The 16359-nt window shown below is 71.3% G+C and carries 10 protein-coding genes; 6 read left to right on the top strand and 4 right to left on the bottom strand.

Annotation, left to right across the window (positions count from 1 at the left end; all coding sequences use genetic code 11):
* Positions 1-425: 425 nt before the first annotated feature.
* From ABZ434_RS12710 to fxsT, 3 genes are all read left to right on the top strand, one after another.
* The gene (locus ABZ434_RS12710; protein ID WP_359134765.1) at positions 426-2855 is read left to right on the top strand and encodes an FxsB family cyclophane-forming radical SAM/SPASM peptide maturase; all 2430 of its coding nucleotides are present in this window, start codon (positions 426-428) and stop codon (positions 2853-2855) included.
* Positions 2856-3005: 150 nt separating this feature from the next.
* Positions 3006-4376, top strand: coding sequence for a TIR-like protein FxsC (locus tag ABZ434_RS12705; protein WP_359134763.1), 1371 nt, complete (start codon positions 3006-3008; stop codon positions 4374-4376).
* A complete protein-coding gene (gene fxsT / locus ABZ434_RS12700) occupies positions 4360-8319 on the top strand; it encodes an FxSxx-COOH system tetratricopeptide repeat protein (protein WP_359134761.1) in 3960 nt (1319 codons plus the stop codon). Before ABZ434_RS12705 ends, fxsT begins: the two co-directional genes overlap by 17 nt.
* 69 nt (positions 8320-8388) lie before the next feature.
* Here the strand turns inward: fxsT and ABZ434_RS12695 are convergent, their stop codons facing one another.
* From ABZ434_RS12695 to ABZ434_RS12685, 3 genes are all read right to left on the bottom strand, one after another.
* Positions 8389-9252 carry an alpha/beta hydrolase gene (locus ABZ434_RS12695; RefSeq protein ID WP_359134759.1) on the bottom strand — a complete coding sequence of 288 codons (864 nt, stop codon included), beginning with the start codon at positions 9250-9252 and terminating at the stop codon, positions 8389-8391.
* A 161-nt stretch (positions 9253-9413) separates the two neighbouring features.
* Positions 9414-10223, bottom strand: coding sequence for an AAC(3) family N-acetyltransferase (locus tag ABZ434_RS12690; protein WP_359134931.1), 810 nt, complete (start codon positions 10221-10223; stop codon positions 9414-9416).
* An 88-nt stretch (positions 10224-10311) separates the two neighbouring features.
* On the bottom strand, positions 10312-10722 hold the full coding sequence (locus ABZ434_RS12685; RefSeq protein ID WP_359134757.1) for a CoA-binding protein: 411 nt from the start codon (positions 10720-10722) through the stop codon (positions 10312-10314).
* A gap of 59 nt (positions 10723-10781) precedes the next feature.
* Here ABZ434_RS12685 and ABZ434_RS12680 point away from each other — a divergent pair, with 59 nt between their 5' ends.
* The 3 genes from ABZ434_RS12680 to ABZ434_RS12670 all read left to right on the top strand — a co-directional run bounded on the left by ABZ434_RS12680 (position 10782) and on the right by ABZ434_RS12670 (position 15834).
* The gene (locus ABZ434_RS12680; RefSeq protein ID WP_359134755.1) at positions 10782-11408 is read left to right on the top strand and encodes a YigZ family protein; all 627 of its coding nucleotides are present in this window, start codon (positions 10782-10784) and stop codon (positions 11406-11408) included.
* 212 nt (positions 11409-11620) lie between these two features.
* Entirely contained in the window at positions 11621-12787 is a 1167-nt protein-coding gene (locus tag ABZ434_RS12675; RefSeq protein WP_359134753.1) for an exonuclease SbcCD subunit D, read from the top strand.
* Complete coding sequence (locus ABZ434_RS12670; protein WP_359134751.1) at positions 12784-15834, top strand: SMC family ATPase; 3051 nt, start codon at positions 12784-12786, stop codon at positions 15832-15834. The genes ABZ434_RS12675 and ABZ434_RS12670 overlap by 4 nt, the downstream gene beginning before the upstream one ends.
* On the opposite strand, the gene ABZ434_RS12665 is transcribed toward ABZ434_RS12670, so the two are convergent.
* Entirely contained in the window at positions 15824-16270 is a 447-nt protein-coding gene (locus ABZ434_RS12665) for an Lrp/AsnC family transcriptional regulator (protein ID WP_359134749.1), read from the bottom strand. The two genes, ABZ434_RS12670 and ABZ434_RS12665, sit on opposite strands and share 11 nt — an antisense overlap.
* Between the last annotated feature and the right edge of the window lie 89 nt (positions 16271-16359).

The following is a 16359-nucleotide window of genomic DNA, read 5'->3' as shown; positions in this document are numbered from 1 at the left end:
GCGGGTCATGCCTTAGACCAGATGGGGGGCGTGCGGGGGTGTGGCCGGAACCGCGGGGCGGACCTGTGCGTTTGTGGTGCGCGGCGCCCCGCGTGCCAAGTGGCCATTCCTGGAGTTATGTCCTATTTATAGGGAAAGTCAGGGACTCGCGTCCCTGTCCGTGCCGGGTTAGCGGCGATCATGAACGTCCTCAACATGAAGGGCCTTAAATGAAAACTACACTCGTCTCGGCGGCCGTCCGGCCGGGGATCTCTCCCCGCAGCCAGGCCGTGCCCCGGGTGCCGCTCGCTCAGCGAGCCGCTGTCCAGGGCGGCGGGGCCCTGCCCGCATCGATCAGTCGGCTCATGTCGACCGACGCCGGGGCGAGTCCGTTGGTGATCGCAGCCTTTCAGTCGTCCGTCTGAGTAGCCGAACAGATACCCGTCATGGACCGGCCACCCCCTTCTTTGAGCCAATTCGTGCTGAAGATGCACAGCCGCTGTGATCTCGCCTGCGATCACTGCTATGTGTACGAGCACGCGGACACGAGCTGGCGTGGCCGGCCCCGGGCCGTGACGAAGCAGACCCTGGCCAGGGCGGCGGATCGCATTGCCGAACACGCCCTGGCACATGGTCTTCCCGTGGTCCACGTGGTGCTGCACGGTGGGGAGCCACTGCTTGCGGGGCCGGAGAGGATCCGGTGCGCGGCCGAGGAGCTCACCCGCGCGCTCGACGGGATCAGCGCGCTGGATCTGCGCATTCACACCAACGGCGTCCTGCTCAACGAGGAGTTCTGCGAGCTCTTCGCCGAACTCGGCATCAAGGTCGGGGTGTCGCTCGACGGAGACAGGGCCTCCAACGACCGGCATCGCCGCTATGCGGACGGACGCACCAGTCACCCCCAGGTCCTGCGCGCCGTCTCCCTGCTCAACCGCCCGGGCTACCGCAGACTCTTCGCCGGGCTGCTCTGCACCATCGATGTCGAGAACGATCCGGTCGCCGTGTACGACGCCCTCGTGGCCCTCGACCCGCCGCGCATCGACTTCCTCCTCCCGCACGCGACCTGGGACGTTCCCCCGCCCCGCCCGCACGGCTCGCTGACGCCCTATGCGGACTGGCTCGATGTGATCTACCGGCGATGGAGCGCCGCAGGCAGGCCGGTGCCGGTGCGGATCTTCGACTCCGTGCTGCGGACGCTGCGCGGTGAGAGCAGCCTCACCGAGTCCTTGGGGCTGGCGCCGGCGGACCTCGTGGTCATCGAGACGGACGGCACGTTCGAACAGGCCGACAGTCTCAAGACGGCCTACGACTCCGCTCCCGCCACCGGTATGAACCTCGTCGACCACACCCTGGACGAGGTGCTCGCCCACCCCGGCATGCTCGCCCGGCAGCAGGGGCTGGAGCAGCTCAGTGACGAGTGCCGCGCCTGTCCGGTGGTCAACTCCTGCGGCGGCGGCCTCTACGCGCACCGCTACCGGACCGGAAGCGGCTTCCTCAACCCTTCGGTCTTCTGTCCCGATCTGATGGAAATGATCACGAACATTCGTGACCGGGAGGCGGCGACACCGGTGGGGAGCGGCACGGAGCCGCTCGACGCGGCCGGACTCGACGAACTGGCCTCGGGCTTCGGCAGCGCCGCGACCGTGAACCGGCTCGTGGCTGCGCAGGCCGAGATCAACCACGAACTGCTGGCCGCGGTGGGCGAACGTGCCCCGCGCGGTGATCGCACCGCCATGCAGGCGTGGGAGTTGCTGATCGACCTCGACACCGGAGCGCCCGAGGCACTGGACGCGGTGCTGGCGCACCCGTACATGCGGCCCTGGGCTCTGCGCGTGCTCGAAGGCGGGTCGCAGTGGTCCGCCGCTGCCGGTCTGGCCGAGATCGCCGCCGCCGCCGCACTGCGGGCCGGGCGCGGCGACACCGTCGCCGTCCCCGTGAGGGAAGGGCTGCTCCGCCTGCCCGGTCTGGGTGCCGTGACCCTGCCCCGGGACGCCGCACTCGCCGAAGTGTCCGCGGACGCCGAAGGGTTCTCGGTACGGGCGGCGGGCCGCCACGTGCGGATCGACCGCGAGGAAGGGGTGGACGGCCTCACCCCGCACTGGCAGCCGGTGCGGGTGGTCGAACCCCCCGGTTGGTCCGTGGCGCTGGAGGACACCGACCCCCTGCGCGACCGCCATCAGTGGCCGGTCGCCGGGCGGCTCTCCGCGGGCGAGGCCAAGCTGTGGGCGCAGGACCTGGCCCAGGCGTGGGTGCTGATCCAGGACGAACTCCCCGGCTACGCCCCGGGAGTGTCGGCCGGTCTCCGAGTCGTCACGCCGCTGCACGCACCGGGGGGCAGTGATGTCAGCGCGGCTTCCCGGGACGCCTTCGGGGCGATCGGGGCAGCCCGGCCCGAAACCCCCGAACTGCTCGCGCTGTTGATCGTCCACGAGTTCCAGCACGTGAAGCTGGGGGCGGTCCTGGACAGCTTCGATCTGCATCGGCCCGTCGACGGCGGACGACTCTTCTACGCGCCGTGGCGCCCCGATCCGCGACCGCTGGACGGCCTGCTTCAGGGCACGTACGCCCATATCGCGGTCACGGACTTCTGGCGCGTGCGCAGGCACACCGCGCAGGGTAAGGCGGCGCACCTGGCCGAGGCGCAGTTCGCACGATGGCGCGAGCAGACGACCGAAGCCGTTGGGGTGCTGGCCGGGTCGGGTCTGCTGACCCCCCTGGGCGAACGGTTCGTGGCCGGAATGCGGCATACGGTCGAGCAGTGGGCGGGTGAAGACGTCTCCGCCGGTGCCCTGGCCCGCGCGCGCGGCTCGGCCGAACGGCATCGTGCCGACTGGGCGGCTCGCAATCCCGCGCATGCCGCGCGGCTCGGTTCTTGATCCCTCTTCGGAATTGACGGTTATGGCAGTAATTGATTACCCCGCACCGAAAGCGGAGGGGCGGGGTCGATAATTAGGCGCGTTCCCGCCGTTCCATCGAAGATTCGATACTTCCTAGACTGAGGTCCCACACGTGGACCGGGGGAAACGTTGGATCTTGAAGGTGCCGGAGCACAGGGAGATGAGCCGAGACCGTACTTCTTCCTCAGCTATGCGCATACACCCAGGAACGATCCGAAGGACAAAGACCCGAATCTCTGGGTCGAAAGATTCTACCGGGACCTGTGCGCCCACGTTCTGCAACTGACCTCCTTGCCCGCCGGGGTGCCGGCCGGTTTCCTGGATCAGCAGATGCAGCCGGGGGAGGGGTGGCAGGAGCGGCTCTCCGAAGCCCTGGCGTACTGCAAGGTCTTCGTGCCGCTCTACTCACCGCGCTATTTCCTGAGCGAGCAGTGCGGCCGGGAGTGGTACGCGTTCTCCAGCCGTGCGGTCCACTACCAGGCGGCCCGCAGCAACGGCGGCCAGATGTCCGGCATCGTGCCGGCGCTCTGGGTGCCCGTACCGCCCAGGCAGCTGCCGCAGCCGGCGGAACGGCTGCAGTTCAATCACGCGGCCTTCGGCGAGGAGTACGCCGACGAGGGTTTCTACGGGCTGATCAAACTGCGCTATCTGCGGGACCAGTACGAAAGAGCCGTATATCTGCTGGCCAAGCGCATAGTGAAGGTGGCGGAGCAGAGCCGGATGCCCGAAGGGGACCCGCAGCAGGACTATGCCGCGGTGCCGAGCGCCTTCGGACCGCCCGGCAGGGCCAGGCAGATGGAGATCTCCGTGCTCGCCTGCTCCCGCTCCGATCTGCCGCCCGGCCGTGCGCCGGACTGTTACGGGCCCGCGCAGCGCGACTGGAATCCGTACCACCCCAAATCGTCCCGGCCGCTGGCCGATCACGCCGTCGACCTCGTGCGCAACCTCGACTACCAGGTGAGGGTGGGGGAGTTCGAGGCGGAATCGGAGCGGCTGCTCGGCACCGAGCGGCCCCAGGCTCCTGGCCTGCTGCTTCTGGACCGGTGGGCCCTGGACACTCCGCGACGCCAGGAGTTGCTGAGACGGCTGAGCGAGAACAGCCGGCCCTGGATCAGTGTCATGGTCCCGTGGAACCGCGATGACCCCGACTCCGGACACCGGGAGGCCGACCTCCGAGCCGTACTCGAGGGAGTGCTCGAATCAGGGCCCGAGGGGGAGTTCGGCCACCGGTCGCACAGCGGCGGTGTCCCCACCCTGGAGGCCTTCAGTCAGGAACTCCCGGGAGCGGTGAAGGCCGCGGAGCGGCACTACGCCGCCCATGCCGAGACATTCCCGCCCGAGGGCCCGAGCGGCGCGATGCCGCGACTGCTGATCGACGGCGTGGGCTACGGAACCAGCAATTCCGCTCTACCCGTCACCGGTACGGGCCACGACGCGGGCGATCCCGGTGACGGTGACGCCCCCGAGGGGGAGGACCCAGCAGATGACCGAGAACCGTGACGGCACCGTCGTCACCTTCTACTCCTACAAAGGCGGTACCGGCCGCACCATGGCGCTCGCCAATACCGCCTGGATTCTCGCCGCGAACGGCTATCGCGTACTCGCCGTCGACTGGGACCTCGAAGCCCCCGGCCTGCACCGGTTCTTCCATCCGTTTCTCGATCTTTCCGACCTGGCCGCCACTCCCGGCCTGATCAACCTGATCACCGAATACCAGGAAGAGGCGCGCAGGCCTGCGGCGCGTGATCCGGAATGGCATCGCGAATACGCTCGCGTGAGGCCGCACGCCACCTCCCTGAACTGGGCGTTCCAGCGGGGTGGGAGCCTCGATTTCCTGTCTGCCGGTCGCCGCAACCGGGACTATTCCTCGACCGTCGGGCGGATGGACTGGGACGATTTCTACGAACGCTACGGCGGCGGCCAGTTCTTTGACGCCATGCGGGCCGACATGCAGAAACACTATGACTTCACCTTGATCGACAGCCGGACCGGCCTGAGCGACATCGCCGACATCTGCACCGTCCAGATGCCGCAGGTGCTGGTGGTCTGCTTCACTCTGAGCGACCAGAGCATCGAGGGCGCGTCCGCCGTGGCCCGCGACATCGAAGAACGGTTCCACGACAAGCACATACGGATCCTCCCTGTGCCCATGCGCATCGACGACGGGGAGAAGGAGAAGGCCGACGCGGGACGCGCCCTGGCCAGGGAGAGCTTCCCCGGCTTCCCCAGCGGTCTGGCCAACGACGAACTGGCCAACTACTGGGGCACGGTGGAGATCCCCTACCGGCCCTTCTACGCCTATGAGGAGATCCTGGCCACGTTCGGTGACGCGCCGAACATATCGAGCTCCATGCTCACCTCCTGCGAACGGCTGACCGCGGTGCTCACCGAGGGCCGGGTCACCGCGCTGCCCGCGATGGACGAAGCGGAACGGCTGGCCTACGTGGCGGCCTACACCCGGCGCAGGCCCGTCCCACCGTCCAACATCGTCCTCACCCATGTCGCCGAGGACCAGATGTGGGCGGACTGGCTGGAGGCCGTCCTGACCCGTGCCGGTTTCCACGTCATGCCCGTGGACGTGCGCAGTTCCCACACGGCCTGGAACGACGCGGAGTGGGCAGCCGCCGGCACCTTCCGCGTCGTCCCTGTCGTCTCCCAGGCCTACCAGAACTCGCGTCGCGCCCGGAGCCTGTGGGAGTCAGCCCTGGGGCTCGACCCCTCGGGGAGCCGGCGCCAGCTCGTTCCGGTGCGGATCAGTGACGTACGTCTGACCATGCCGCTCAACAGCCGGGGCATCGTCGATGTCGCGCGGCTGGACGAACGGGAGGCCATCGGCGCCGTACTGACGGCGCTGGACCGGCCCGAGGCCATCGATGCGGCCCAGGGCGCACCCGGGGGCCCGCGGTTCCCCGGCACGGTGCCCGCGGTGTGGAACGTACGTCCCCGGCACGCCGAGTTCACCGGTCGTGGATCCGTACTGGTGCGGCTGCGTGACCAGTTACGCGGCAGCAGCCGCTCCGCGCAGCATCTGCCGCAGGTCCTCTACGGGCTCGGCGGGGTGGGCAAGACGCAGGTGGCGCGGGAGTACGCGCACCGGTTCCGGGCCGACTACGACCTGGTGTGGTGGGTCGAGGCCGAACAGCCCGACCGCGTGGTGTCGTCCCTGGCGGAACTGGCGGAGAAGATGGGCCTGCGCGCCGGTGACGTGGTCGCCGAAGCGGCCAGGGCCGCACTTCAGGCGCTGCGGAGCGGAGCGCCGTACGCGCGCTGGCTGATCATCTTCGACAACGTCGAGGACCTCGACAAGGCGCTGGAACTCTTTCCCGACGAGACCGGACCCCTGACGGCAGGTATCTACGGTCACATTCTCGCCACCTGTCGCAACAAGCCGATCTCCAGTCGTGTGGAGCCGGTGGAGGTCGAGGTCTTCACCCGGGCGGAGAGCGTGGAGCACCTGTGCCGCAGGGTGCGCAAGCTCCCGGCCAGGGACGCGGACCGTGTGGCCGAGGCCGTCGGCGACCTGCCGCTGGCGGTGGAGGTCGCCGCCGCCTGGCTGGCCGAGACCGCGACCCCCGTCGACGCCTACGTCGAACAGCTCAGGGAACAGAGCACCAAGGTCCTCTCCCTCGGCAGGCCCGAGGACTACGCCCTCCAGATCGGCGCCACCTGGAACATCTCCATAGCCAGGCTGCGCAAGGAGTCCAAAGCGGCGGTCCGACTGCTGGAACTGTGCTCCTTCTTCTCCGCCGAACCGATCTCGATGACGCTCATCGGCAGCGACTCGATGTTCCGCTCGCTCCTTCCCTACGATCCCGATCTCCGTGAGCGGTACATGCTGGGGCGGGTCATCCAGGCGCTCAACCGCTTCGCCCTGGCCAAGGTGGACCCGGCCGACAGCAGCATCCAGGTCCACCGGCTCGTCCAGGCCGCGGTCCGGGCGGGGCTGTCGTCCGAGGAACGGGACACGGCGGTCCACGAGGTGCACCGCATACTCGCCGAGGCCCGTCCGCCGCAGGGCGCGGACCAGGACAACCCGGTGAACGACCCCAGGAGCTGGCCGGCCTTCGAGCTGATCTGGCCGCACCTCGGGCCTTCGGGTGTCGCGGACTGCGACGAGGCCGAAGCCCGGCAGCTGATGGTCGACCGCATCCGCTACCTCCTCAAGCGCGGTGATCTGGAGAGTGCGAGGGCCCTGGGGACCCAGCTCAACAAGACCTGGACCCAGGAACTCGGCGAGGACGACCTGCAGACGCTGAACCTGCGCTTCGAACTGGCCAACGCCCTGCGCGCCCAGGGGAGGTACCCGGAGGCCCGCCGGATGGACGAGGACACACTCGCCCGCCAGTCCCGCCTGCTGCGCAAGGACCATCCCAGCCTGTTGATCACCACCGGCAGTCTGGCGGCGGACCTGAGGGCTCTGGGCCGGTTCGACGAGGCGCTGGAGCGGGACCAGAAGATCCACCATGTGATGCGCGAGACCTTCGGCGACAATCATCCGCGTACCCTCGTCGCCGCCCACAACCTCGCCATCGACTACCGGCTCACCGGCGACAGCGAGGCAGCACGCCGGCTCGACGACCTCACCGTGGAGCGCCGCAGCTCACTGCTCGGCGAGGACCACCCGTACACCCTGACGACCAAGGGGCACCTGGGGCGCGACCTGAGGGAGACCGGTGAGTACGAGTCCTCCGTCCAGATCCTCCGCGAGGTCAAGGCAGCCTTCGAACGGGTCCTCAACGCGGACGTGCCCGAGGCACTGCGTACCGCCAAGAGCCTGGCGGTCTCCCTCCGCAAGGCGGGACATCCGCACGAGGCGAAGCTCCTGACGGAGGAGACGTACAACCGCTACCGGGAGAGGTACGGCACCAAGGTGCCCGACGCGCTCGCCTGCGGGCTGAATCTCGCGGCGGACTTCTCCGCGGTCGGCGACAAGCAGGCGGCGCTGGATCTGGCCCAGCAGTCCCTGGACGGCTACCGGGCGACGCTGGGAGAGGACCACCCGTTCACACTGGCCTGCCGTAACAACGTCGCCATCTACCTGCGCGGCATGGGGGCGGCCCAGTCGGCGGCGGAGGCGGGCGAAGAGGTCAGGGCCGCGCTGGAGGCCGGCCTGGGGGCACTGCACCCCTTCACGCTCTGCGCCGCCATCAACCTGGCCAACGCCTACGGCGACCTGAACCGGCTGCAACTGGCCGAACGCTGGGAACGGGCCGCTCTCGAAGGACTCCTGGACCGCTACGGTCCGGCGCACCCCGATGTGCTGGCCTGCCGCTCCAACCTGGCCGTCACCCTGCGTTCGATGGAACGCGAGAGGGAGGCGGAGCGGCTGCGGGCGGAAGTCGTGCCACTGGCCGTCGAGCACCTGGGCATGGATCATCCGATCGCGGTGGCGGCCCGCACCTGGCGGCGGATCAACCGGGATCTGGAACCGCAGCCGGTCTGAACCGCTCAGGAGGTGAGGTGGCCGGCCGGACCCGGCCGGCTGCCCGCCTCCGGGGGCCCGGCCGGGTCCTCATCTGGTGACCCAGCCGAGCACCCGGGTGAGGACGCGCAGCGCACCGAAGTGCGCGGCGCCGCGCTCCACCACCGTCTCGGCCCCGGGGATGCGTTCGCCGAGCCAGCGGGTGTGCTGCGCCGGTGCGAACACATCGTCCTCGCCGTGCCACAGGAGCACGGGCGAGGCGATGTCCTCGGGCCGGAACCCCCAGTCGCTGCTGAAGGACATGACATCGTCGACCCAGCCGTCCGCGGAGCTGCGCAGCCCCTCGGCGAAGTTGCGCACCAGCATGGCGCGTATGCCGGTGTCGGACACGATCCCGCGGTCCGACGCCGACAGCCCGCGGTGCATGTCGACGACCGAGCCCATCGGGTCCGCCCGGATCGACGCCGATCTGCGTTCCAGTGCGGCGGTGAGCCTGCCCCGACCCGCAGCGGCGTTGATGTACTCACGGACATTGGACTCGGTCATGCCCTCGAACCAGTCGAGCCCCTGCGCGTCGCGGGGCGCCAGCCCGACCAGCGCTGCCGTGCGGGCGGCGCGGCCCCTCAGGAGCGCTGCGCAGGCGAGGGCGTGCGGCGCCCCGCCCGACCGTCCCACCACCGCGAACTTGCCTATGCCGAGGGCGTCGGCGATGGTCACGACGTCGTCTGCCACATGGGCCACGGACCGGCCGGGCAGGCGGTCGGACGCCCCGTATCCGGGACGGTCGTACGCGATGAGATGGATGCCCAGCCGGTACAGAACAGCCCCGCGCGGGGCCGGCCCGAGGCGGCTGCCCGGGGTGCCGTGGAGCAGGAACACCGGTCTGCCGTGCGGATTCCCGAAGCTTTCAACGGCCAGATCCCGGCCGTCCTCCGTGCGGATCAGCTGCTCCATCCGGTGCCTTCCCCTCGGGGCCGATACGCGGTAAGTATGAGTCTCACAAGGCAAGTTGGATATAGGTGCACCGACCAGGAGGTTGCCGCGCAGGCGCGAAACGCCGTCAGGAGTGCGCCCCCTGTGCGCCGTCAGCCCGTCGTATGTGGTGCACGCCGAGCTCAACGAGTGCGCCCCCTGTGCGCAGTCAGCCACCCGGTGGCGAACGCGACCGCAGCCGGAAAGCGGAACAGGCGGCCCGTGGCGGAGCCCACCGGGGCGGTGCCGACGGCCGTCCCCCGGTCCGACCGTTCGAAGTCCGTCCCCAGCGCCGTGAAGTCGCTGTCGTCCAGCGCCACGTCCTCGTACTCCCACCACCGGCGCCGGTCGCCGTCCCGCACCACGCAGCGGTAGGTGCGGCGGGGCGGGGACGGTACGCGGTACTCGGCGAGGTGGAAGGCGGTGCAGGAGCCGAAACCGGTGCCGAGCAGCAGGATCTGGGCGCGCAGTTCGTGCAGGCGGGCCAGTGGGGAGTCCTCGCCCAGGTGGCAGTCGGGGCGGTGCTCCGCCACCACGTGGCCGGCCAGGGGCCCGAGGGCGGCGAAGGAGGTCTGCGGATGTGCGCTGCGGGCGGCGCCCGGGGTCAGGCGCACCGTCTCGGAGAGCCGGCCCATCGACGGGGCCGCCGTGGTGGCCGGGTCGAACGCGGGCATCGCCGCCCGGACGGCCTCCCGCTCCCGGTCGTCGAGGCCGTGGACCAGGGCGCGGTACTGCGGCGAGGTGTCGGAGTTCTCCGGGGTGAAGGACGGGACCACCAGCGTGCCCTCCGGGCCCAGGGCGTCCCGCAGCCCGGCGGCGACCGCCTCCGCGCCGCCGTCCACCGCCCCCACGGCGCTCAGTGACGCGTGCACCATCAGGACGCCGCCGCGCTCGACGCCGAGCGCGGCGAGTTCTTGGGAAAGCAGGGTCCGGCTGTGCGGGGCAGCGGACACGCTCGTGGAGGGGGCTCTGCTCACAGCGGGCCATCCTCCCAGCCCGGAGCGGAGTGTGATACCCCGCACATACGACCGCCCGGGGCGCTCAGCCGTTCAGCGCGGGTATTTCGATGGCGGGGCAGCGGTCCATGACCATGTCGAGCCCGGCCGCCCTGGTGCGCTCGTACGCCTTCTCGTCGATCACCCCGAGCTGGAACCAGACCGCCGAGGCACCGGCCGTCACCGCCTCGTCCGCCACCGCGCCGGCCAGCTCGCTGTTGACGAAGACGTCCACCACGTCGACCGGGAAGGGGATGTCGGCCAGTGAGGCGTAGCCCTCCTCGCCGTGCACCCGTTCCGCCTTGGGATGGACGGGAACCACCCGCTTGCCGAAGCGCTGGAGCACCTCGGCCACCCCGTAGGCCGCGCGCGAACGGTTGTCGGACAGCCCCACCACCGCCCAGGTGTCGCCGGTGTCCTCGAGAATCCTGCGGATCGTCTCCGTGTCTGCGTACATGATCCGCACAACGGACGGCCGCTCCGGACCATTCCCGCAGCTGCGCATAGGCTGGCCGGATGCAGGAGCAGTACCGGACAGTCGCCCGCGCGGGCGTGCACGAGACCGAGATCAACCGATCACGCTTCATCTGCGCGCTCGCCCCCGCAGCCACCGAACAGGACGCCCAGGACGTCGTCGCACGCGTCCGCAGGCAGCACCCGACCGCCTCGCACAACTGCTTCGCGTACGTGATCGGCGCCGACGCCTCCGTACAGAAGGCCAGTGACGACGGCGAGCCGGGGGGCACCGCGGGCGTCCCCATGCTGCAGATGCTCACCCGCCGCGAGATGCGCTACGTCGTCGCCGTCGTCACCCGCTACTACGGCGGGGTGAAACTCGGCGCAGGCGGACTCATCCGGGCCTACGGGGGCGCGGTCGGCGAGGCCCTCGACGCCATCGGCACGCTCACCCGGCAGCGGTTCCGGATCGCGGAGGTCACCGTCGGACATCAGCGCGCAGGCCGGCTGGAGAACGAGCTGAGGGCCACCGGACGCAGCGTGCGCGCGGTCCGCTACGCGGAGGCGGTGACCATCGAGATCGGGCTTCCGGACGCCGAGGTCGAGGAGTTCCGCCGCTGGCTGGCCGACGCCACGGCGGGTGAGGCGGAGCTGGCACTGGGCGACGAGGCGTACGGGGACGCCTGAGCGGCCGCTCCCGCACACCGGCGCCGGGAGACGAGAGCTCTTCCCGCCTCGGGCCCCGGAGGCGTGCCCGGTGATGGGAGACTGTGGTGCGTGAGGGGACAGGGGCGGGGGCGCGCAGGTGTGGCGGGCGCCGGCACCCGGGACCGGCCCGGTGCGCGACCGGACAGGACCCGGGGGACGAGGAAACGAAACAGGCAGGTCGGAGCCGGCTCTTGAGGATTTTGCACACATCGGACTGGCACCTGGGCCGGTCGTTCCACCGGGTCTCCCTGCACGAGGCGCAGGCCGCCTACCTCGATCACCTGGTGGCCACCGTGCGTGAGCACGAGGTCGACGTCGTGCTCGTCGCGGGTGACGTGTACGACAGGGCGGTACCGCCGCTCTTCGCCGTGGAGCTCTTCGACGACGCATTGCACCGTCTCGCCGCCGCCGGGGTGCCGACCGTGATGATCTCAGGGAACCACGACTCGGCGAGGCGGCTGGGTGTCGGCGCGGGGCTCATCGGGCGGGCCGGCATCCACCTGCGGACCGACCCCGCGCGTTGCGCCACCCCCGTCGTCCTGCCGGACGGGCACGGAGACGTGGCGTTCTACGGACTTCCGTATCTCGAACCCGCCCTGGTCAAGGACGTGTTCAGCACGGAGCGGGCCGGGCACGAGGCCGTGCTGTCCGCCGCCATGGACCGGGTCCGGGCCGATCTCGCCGAGCGGCCGGACGGCACCCGGTCCGTGGTCCTCGCCCACGCCTTCGTCGCGGGCGGTGAGCCGAGCGACAGCGAGCGCGACATCACCGTCGGCGGAGTCGCGGCCGTCCCCGCCGGGGTCTTCGACGGCGTCGACTACGTGGCGCTGGGCCACCTCCACGGCTGCCAGACCGTCGCCGAGCGCGTCCGGTACTCCGGCTCCCCCCTCGCGTACTCCTTCTCCGAGGTGCACCACCGCAAGACGATGTGGCTGATCGACCTGGACGCCTCGGGCGCGATCGCCGCCGAGCGGATCGACTGCCCGGTGCCCCGCCCCCTCGCCCGGCTCCGCGGCAGGCTCGACGCCCTCCTCGACGACCCCGCCCTCGACCGGCACGCAGACTCCTGGGTCGAGGCCACCCTCACCGATCCGGTCCGCCCGGCCGATCCGATGGCCCGGCTCGTCGAGCGCTTCCCGCACACGCTCAGCCTCGTCCTCGAACCGGACCGGGCACCCGACGACCCGCACATCTCCTACGCCCAGCGGCTGCGCGGACGCGACGACCAGAGCATCGCGGAGGACTTCGTGGCCCACGTCCGGGGCGGTTTCGGCACCGACGAGCAGGAGCGCACGGTGCTCCGCAGCGCCTTCGATCACGTACGGGTCGACGACGGCGTGCGCGAGGTGAACCGATGAGGCTCCACCGGCTCGACATCACCGCCTTCGGCCCGTTCGGCGCCACCCAGGAGATCGACTTCGACGCGCTCTCCGCAGCCGGACTCTTCCTGCTGCACGGTCCGACCGGCGCCGGCAAGACCTCCGTCCTCGACGCAGTGTGCTACGCCCTGTACGGGGCCGTGCCCGGTGCCCGGCAGAGCCCCGGCACCTCGCTGCGCAGCGACCACGCGCCCGCGGACCTGCCCACCGAGGTCCGGCTCGAACTCACCGTCGGCGGGCGCCGTCTGGAGATCACCCGCCGCCCCGCCCAGCCACGGCCCAAGAAGCGGGGCGGCGGCCACACCACGGAGAAGGCACAGAGCGGCCTGCGGGCGTACGACCCCGAACAGGGCTGGCAGGCGCAGAGCCGCTCGCACCAGGAGATCGGTGAGGAGATCACCCAGCTCATCGGGATGAGCCGCGAACAGTTCTGCCAGGTGGTGCTCCTGCCGCAGGGCGACTTCGCCCGGTTCCTGCGGGCCGACGCGGAGGCGCGCGGCAAGCTGCTCGGCAGGCTCTTCGACACCCGCCGGTTCGCCGCCGTCGAGGAGCGCCTCGCCGAGCTCCGGCGCGTGGCCGAGAGCCGGGTCAGGGCCGGGGACGAACAGATCCTCGCCCTCGCTCAGCGGATCGCCCAGGCAGCCGGTCCGGCCGGGCGCGAATCCCCGCTGCCGGGTGTGCAGCCGGGCGAACCGGGGCTCGCGGACGCCGTACTGGAATGGGCGGCGACGGCCCGCAGCGGCGCCCGGGAGCGGCTCGACATCGGCGGCGTGCTGGTGGCGGCGGCCGAGAGCCGGCAGGGTGCCGCCCGGACCGCCCTGGACGCCGAACGGGAACTGGCCGCACTCCAGCAGCGGTACGCCGAGACCGGGCGCCGCGCCGCCGCGTCCGAGGCGGGCAGGGCCGGACACGACGACGCCCAGGAACAGCTGAGGCGCGCCCGCAAGGCGGACCGCGTCGCGCCGGCCCTGGAACTTCGCGACGAGGCCGAGCGGGCGTACCGGCGTGCGAGCGCGGCCCGCGACCTCTCCCGGGCCCGCCTCCCCGACAGCCTCGCCGAAGCCGGCGCCGAGCAACTGGCCGCTCTGGAACGCCGGCTCCGCGAAGAGCTGGGCGGACTGGACGCCGCACGCCGCGCCGAGCGGCGCAGCGCGGACATCGACAGCGAGCGCACCGCGCTGGAGCGGCAGGCCCGGGCGGACGACGAACTGATCCGCGACGCCGAGGGGTGGCTGGCCGACTGGGAGGACACCCGCAGCGGGCTGCTCACCCGTATCGAGGCGGCGCAGGAGGCCGCGACACGTGCGGAACTCCTGGCCGGCCGGCTGGAACCGGCGCGGCGACGCCTGGCCGCGGCCCGCCGAAGGGACGCGCTGGCGGCCGAGGCGGTCGACGCCGAGGAGCGGCTCGGCGCGGCCCGTGAGCACGCGCTGGGCACGCGTGAGCACTGGCTCGACGTGCGCGAGCGACGGCTGCGCGACATCGCGGCCGAACTCGCGCGGGAACTCGTCGAGGGCGAGGCCTGCGCGGTCTGCGGCTCCGTCGACCACCCGCAGCCGGCCCGCGCCGCGGACGGACACGTGGACCAGGCGACGGAGGACACGGCGGAGGCCGCTCACCGGCTTGCCGAGCAGGCGCGTACGGAGGCGGAGCACGCGCTCGCAGCCGTACGCGAACGGTATGCGGCAGCCCGCGCGGAGGCCGTGGAGTCGGCCGGAGCCGACAGCGTGGCGGACGCGGACGCGGCCGGGCCGACGGCCGGGGCCCTTGCCGGACTCGTGGACACGCTGACCGCCGAGCACGCGCAGGCGTACCGGACCGCAGCCGGGATGCACGCCGCACGTGAGGCCCTGGCGGCAGCGGAGCGGGAGCAGGCGCAGCGGGCCGAGGACCGGCAGCAGGCCGAGCGCCGGGCCGCGGCGCGCACCTCCCGTCGCGAGGGCCTGGACGCTGAACAGGCTTCACTGGAAGAGGTGTTGGCGCTGGCCCGTGGCGAGTCGGGCACCGTCACCGAGCACGCCGCGCTGTTGCAGAAGCGGGTTGCCCTGCTCGTCGAGGCGGCCACGGCCGTGCGGGAGGAGGAGGGTGCGGCAGCGCGGCTCAAGGAGGCCGACGACCGGCTGGCGGACGCCGCCTTCCGGGCCGGATTCGACACGCCGCAGGCCGCGGCAGAGACCCTGCTCGCCGACTCCGGCCAGCGTGCGCTCCAGCACCGCATCGACGCCTGGCAGGCCGAGGCGGCCGCGGTGGCCGACCGGCTCGCCGAGGCCGACGCCCGTGCCGCCGCCGGCCGGGCCCCGGCCGATCCGCATACCGCGCAGCGGGCCCACGACACGGCCGAGCGCCTTTTGAGGGACGCGTCTGCGGCCCTGGCGTCGGCGCGGGAACGCTGCGCCGAGCTCGACAGGCTCTCCCGCCGCGCGGCGGACGAGGTGCGTGACCTGGGGCCGGTGCGCGAGGAGTACGAACGGGTCGCCCGGCTCGCCGGACTGACCGCGGGCACGTCCGCGGACAACGAACGCAAGATGCGGCTGGAGTCGTACGTGCTCGCGGCCCGTCTCGAGCAGGTGGCGGCGGCCGCCACCGCCCGGCTCCGGCGGATGTCCTCGGGCCGCTACGAACTGGTCCACTCCGATGCCCGGACGGGAGGCCGCCGGGCCGGACTCGGCCTGCACGTCATCGACGCCTGGACGGGACGCGAACGCGACACGGCCACGCTCTCCGGCGGCGAGACGTTCTTCGCCTCGCTCGCGCTGGCGCTCGGGCTCGCAGACGTGGTCACCGACGAGGCGGGGGGCGTACGGCTGGACACCCTGTTCATCGACGAGGGCTTCGGCAGCCTCGACGAGCAGACGCTCGACGAGGTGCTCGACGTGCTCGACTCGCTGCGGGAACGGGACCGCAGCGTGGGCATCGTCAGCCACGTCGGTGATCTGCGCCGCCGCATCCCCGCCCAGCTGGAAGTGGTGAAGGAACGGCACGGATCGGCCGTGCGGCACCGGGTGGCCGACGGGGTCAGCGACTGACCGCCCGTCTCGGCAGCGGCGAGGAGTAGACGACGCTGGTGGTGACGGACCCGAGGGCGCCGATCTTCCCGGAGACCGTCTCCAGATGCCTCATGGAACGGGCGGTCACCTTCAGTACGAAGCAGTCGTCACCCGTGACGTGATGGGCCTCCACGACCTCCGGCGTGGTGTCGAGGAGGTCGTGGAACGGCTTGTAGTTGCCGTTCGGATACCGCAGCCGCACGAAGGCGAGAACCGGCAGTCCGAGTCGTTCCGGATCGACCACGGCCGCGTAGCCGCTGATGATCCCGGCCTCCTCCAGCCGGCGCACGCGCTCCGTCACGGCGCTCGACGACATCGAGACGGCCCGCGCGAGCTCGGCGAATGTCGCGCGTCCCTCGCGCTGCAGGGCGTCCAGGATGCGCCAGTCGGTGTCGTCCGGTGAATAGTCGGTCATGGAAAGAGGAAACAGGGGATTCCCCGGCAGATCAAGAGGTGTGCCGGGGATCTCTCCTTCCGGCGATGGGTGGCCGGTCGTAGATTTTC

The organism is Streptomyces sp. NPDC005761 (assembly GCF_040630635.1).
GTDB lineage: Bacteria > Actinomycetota > Actinomycetes > Streptomycetales > Streptomycetaceae > Streptomyces.
Note: the sequence above shows the minus strand (reverse complement) of the source record. Positions and strands in the feature narration are given on the sequence as shown.

Excerpts from the sequence above, each read along its gene's own strand:
- ABZ434_RS12710 (WP_359134765.1), top strand. The coding sequence starts at position 426 with ATGGACCGGCCACCCCCTTCTTTGAGCCAATTCGTGCTGAAGATGCAC.
- fxsT (WP_359134761.1), top strand. The coding sequence starts at position 4,360 with ATGACCGAGAACCGTGACGGCACCGTCGTCACCTTCTACTCCTACAAA.
- ABZ434_RS12695 (WP_359134759.1), bottom strand. The coding sequence starts at position 9,252 with ATGGAGCAGCTGATCCGCACGGAGGACGGCCGGGATCTGGCCGTTGAA.
- ABZ434_RS12685 (WP_359134757.1), bottom strand. The coding sequence starts at position 10,722 with ATGTACGCAGACACGGAGACGATCCGCAGGATTCTCGAGGACACCGGC.
- ABZ434_RS12680 (WP_359134755.1), top strand. The coding sequence starts at position 10,782 with ATGCAGGAGCAGTACCGGACAGTCGCCCGCGCGGGCGTGCACGAGACC.
- ABZ434_RS12670 (WP_359134751.1), top strand. The coding sequence starts at position 12,784 with ATGAGGCTCCACCGGCTCGACATCACCGCCTTCGGCCCGTTCGGCGCC.
- ABZ434_RS12665 (WP_359134749.1), bottom strand. The coding sequence starts at position 16,270 with ATGACCGACTATTCACCGGACGACACCGACTGGCGCATCCTGGACGCC.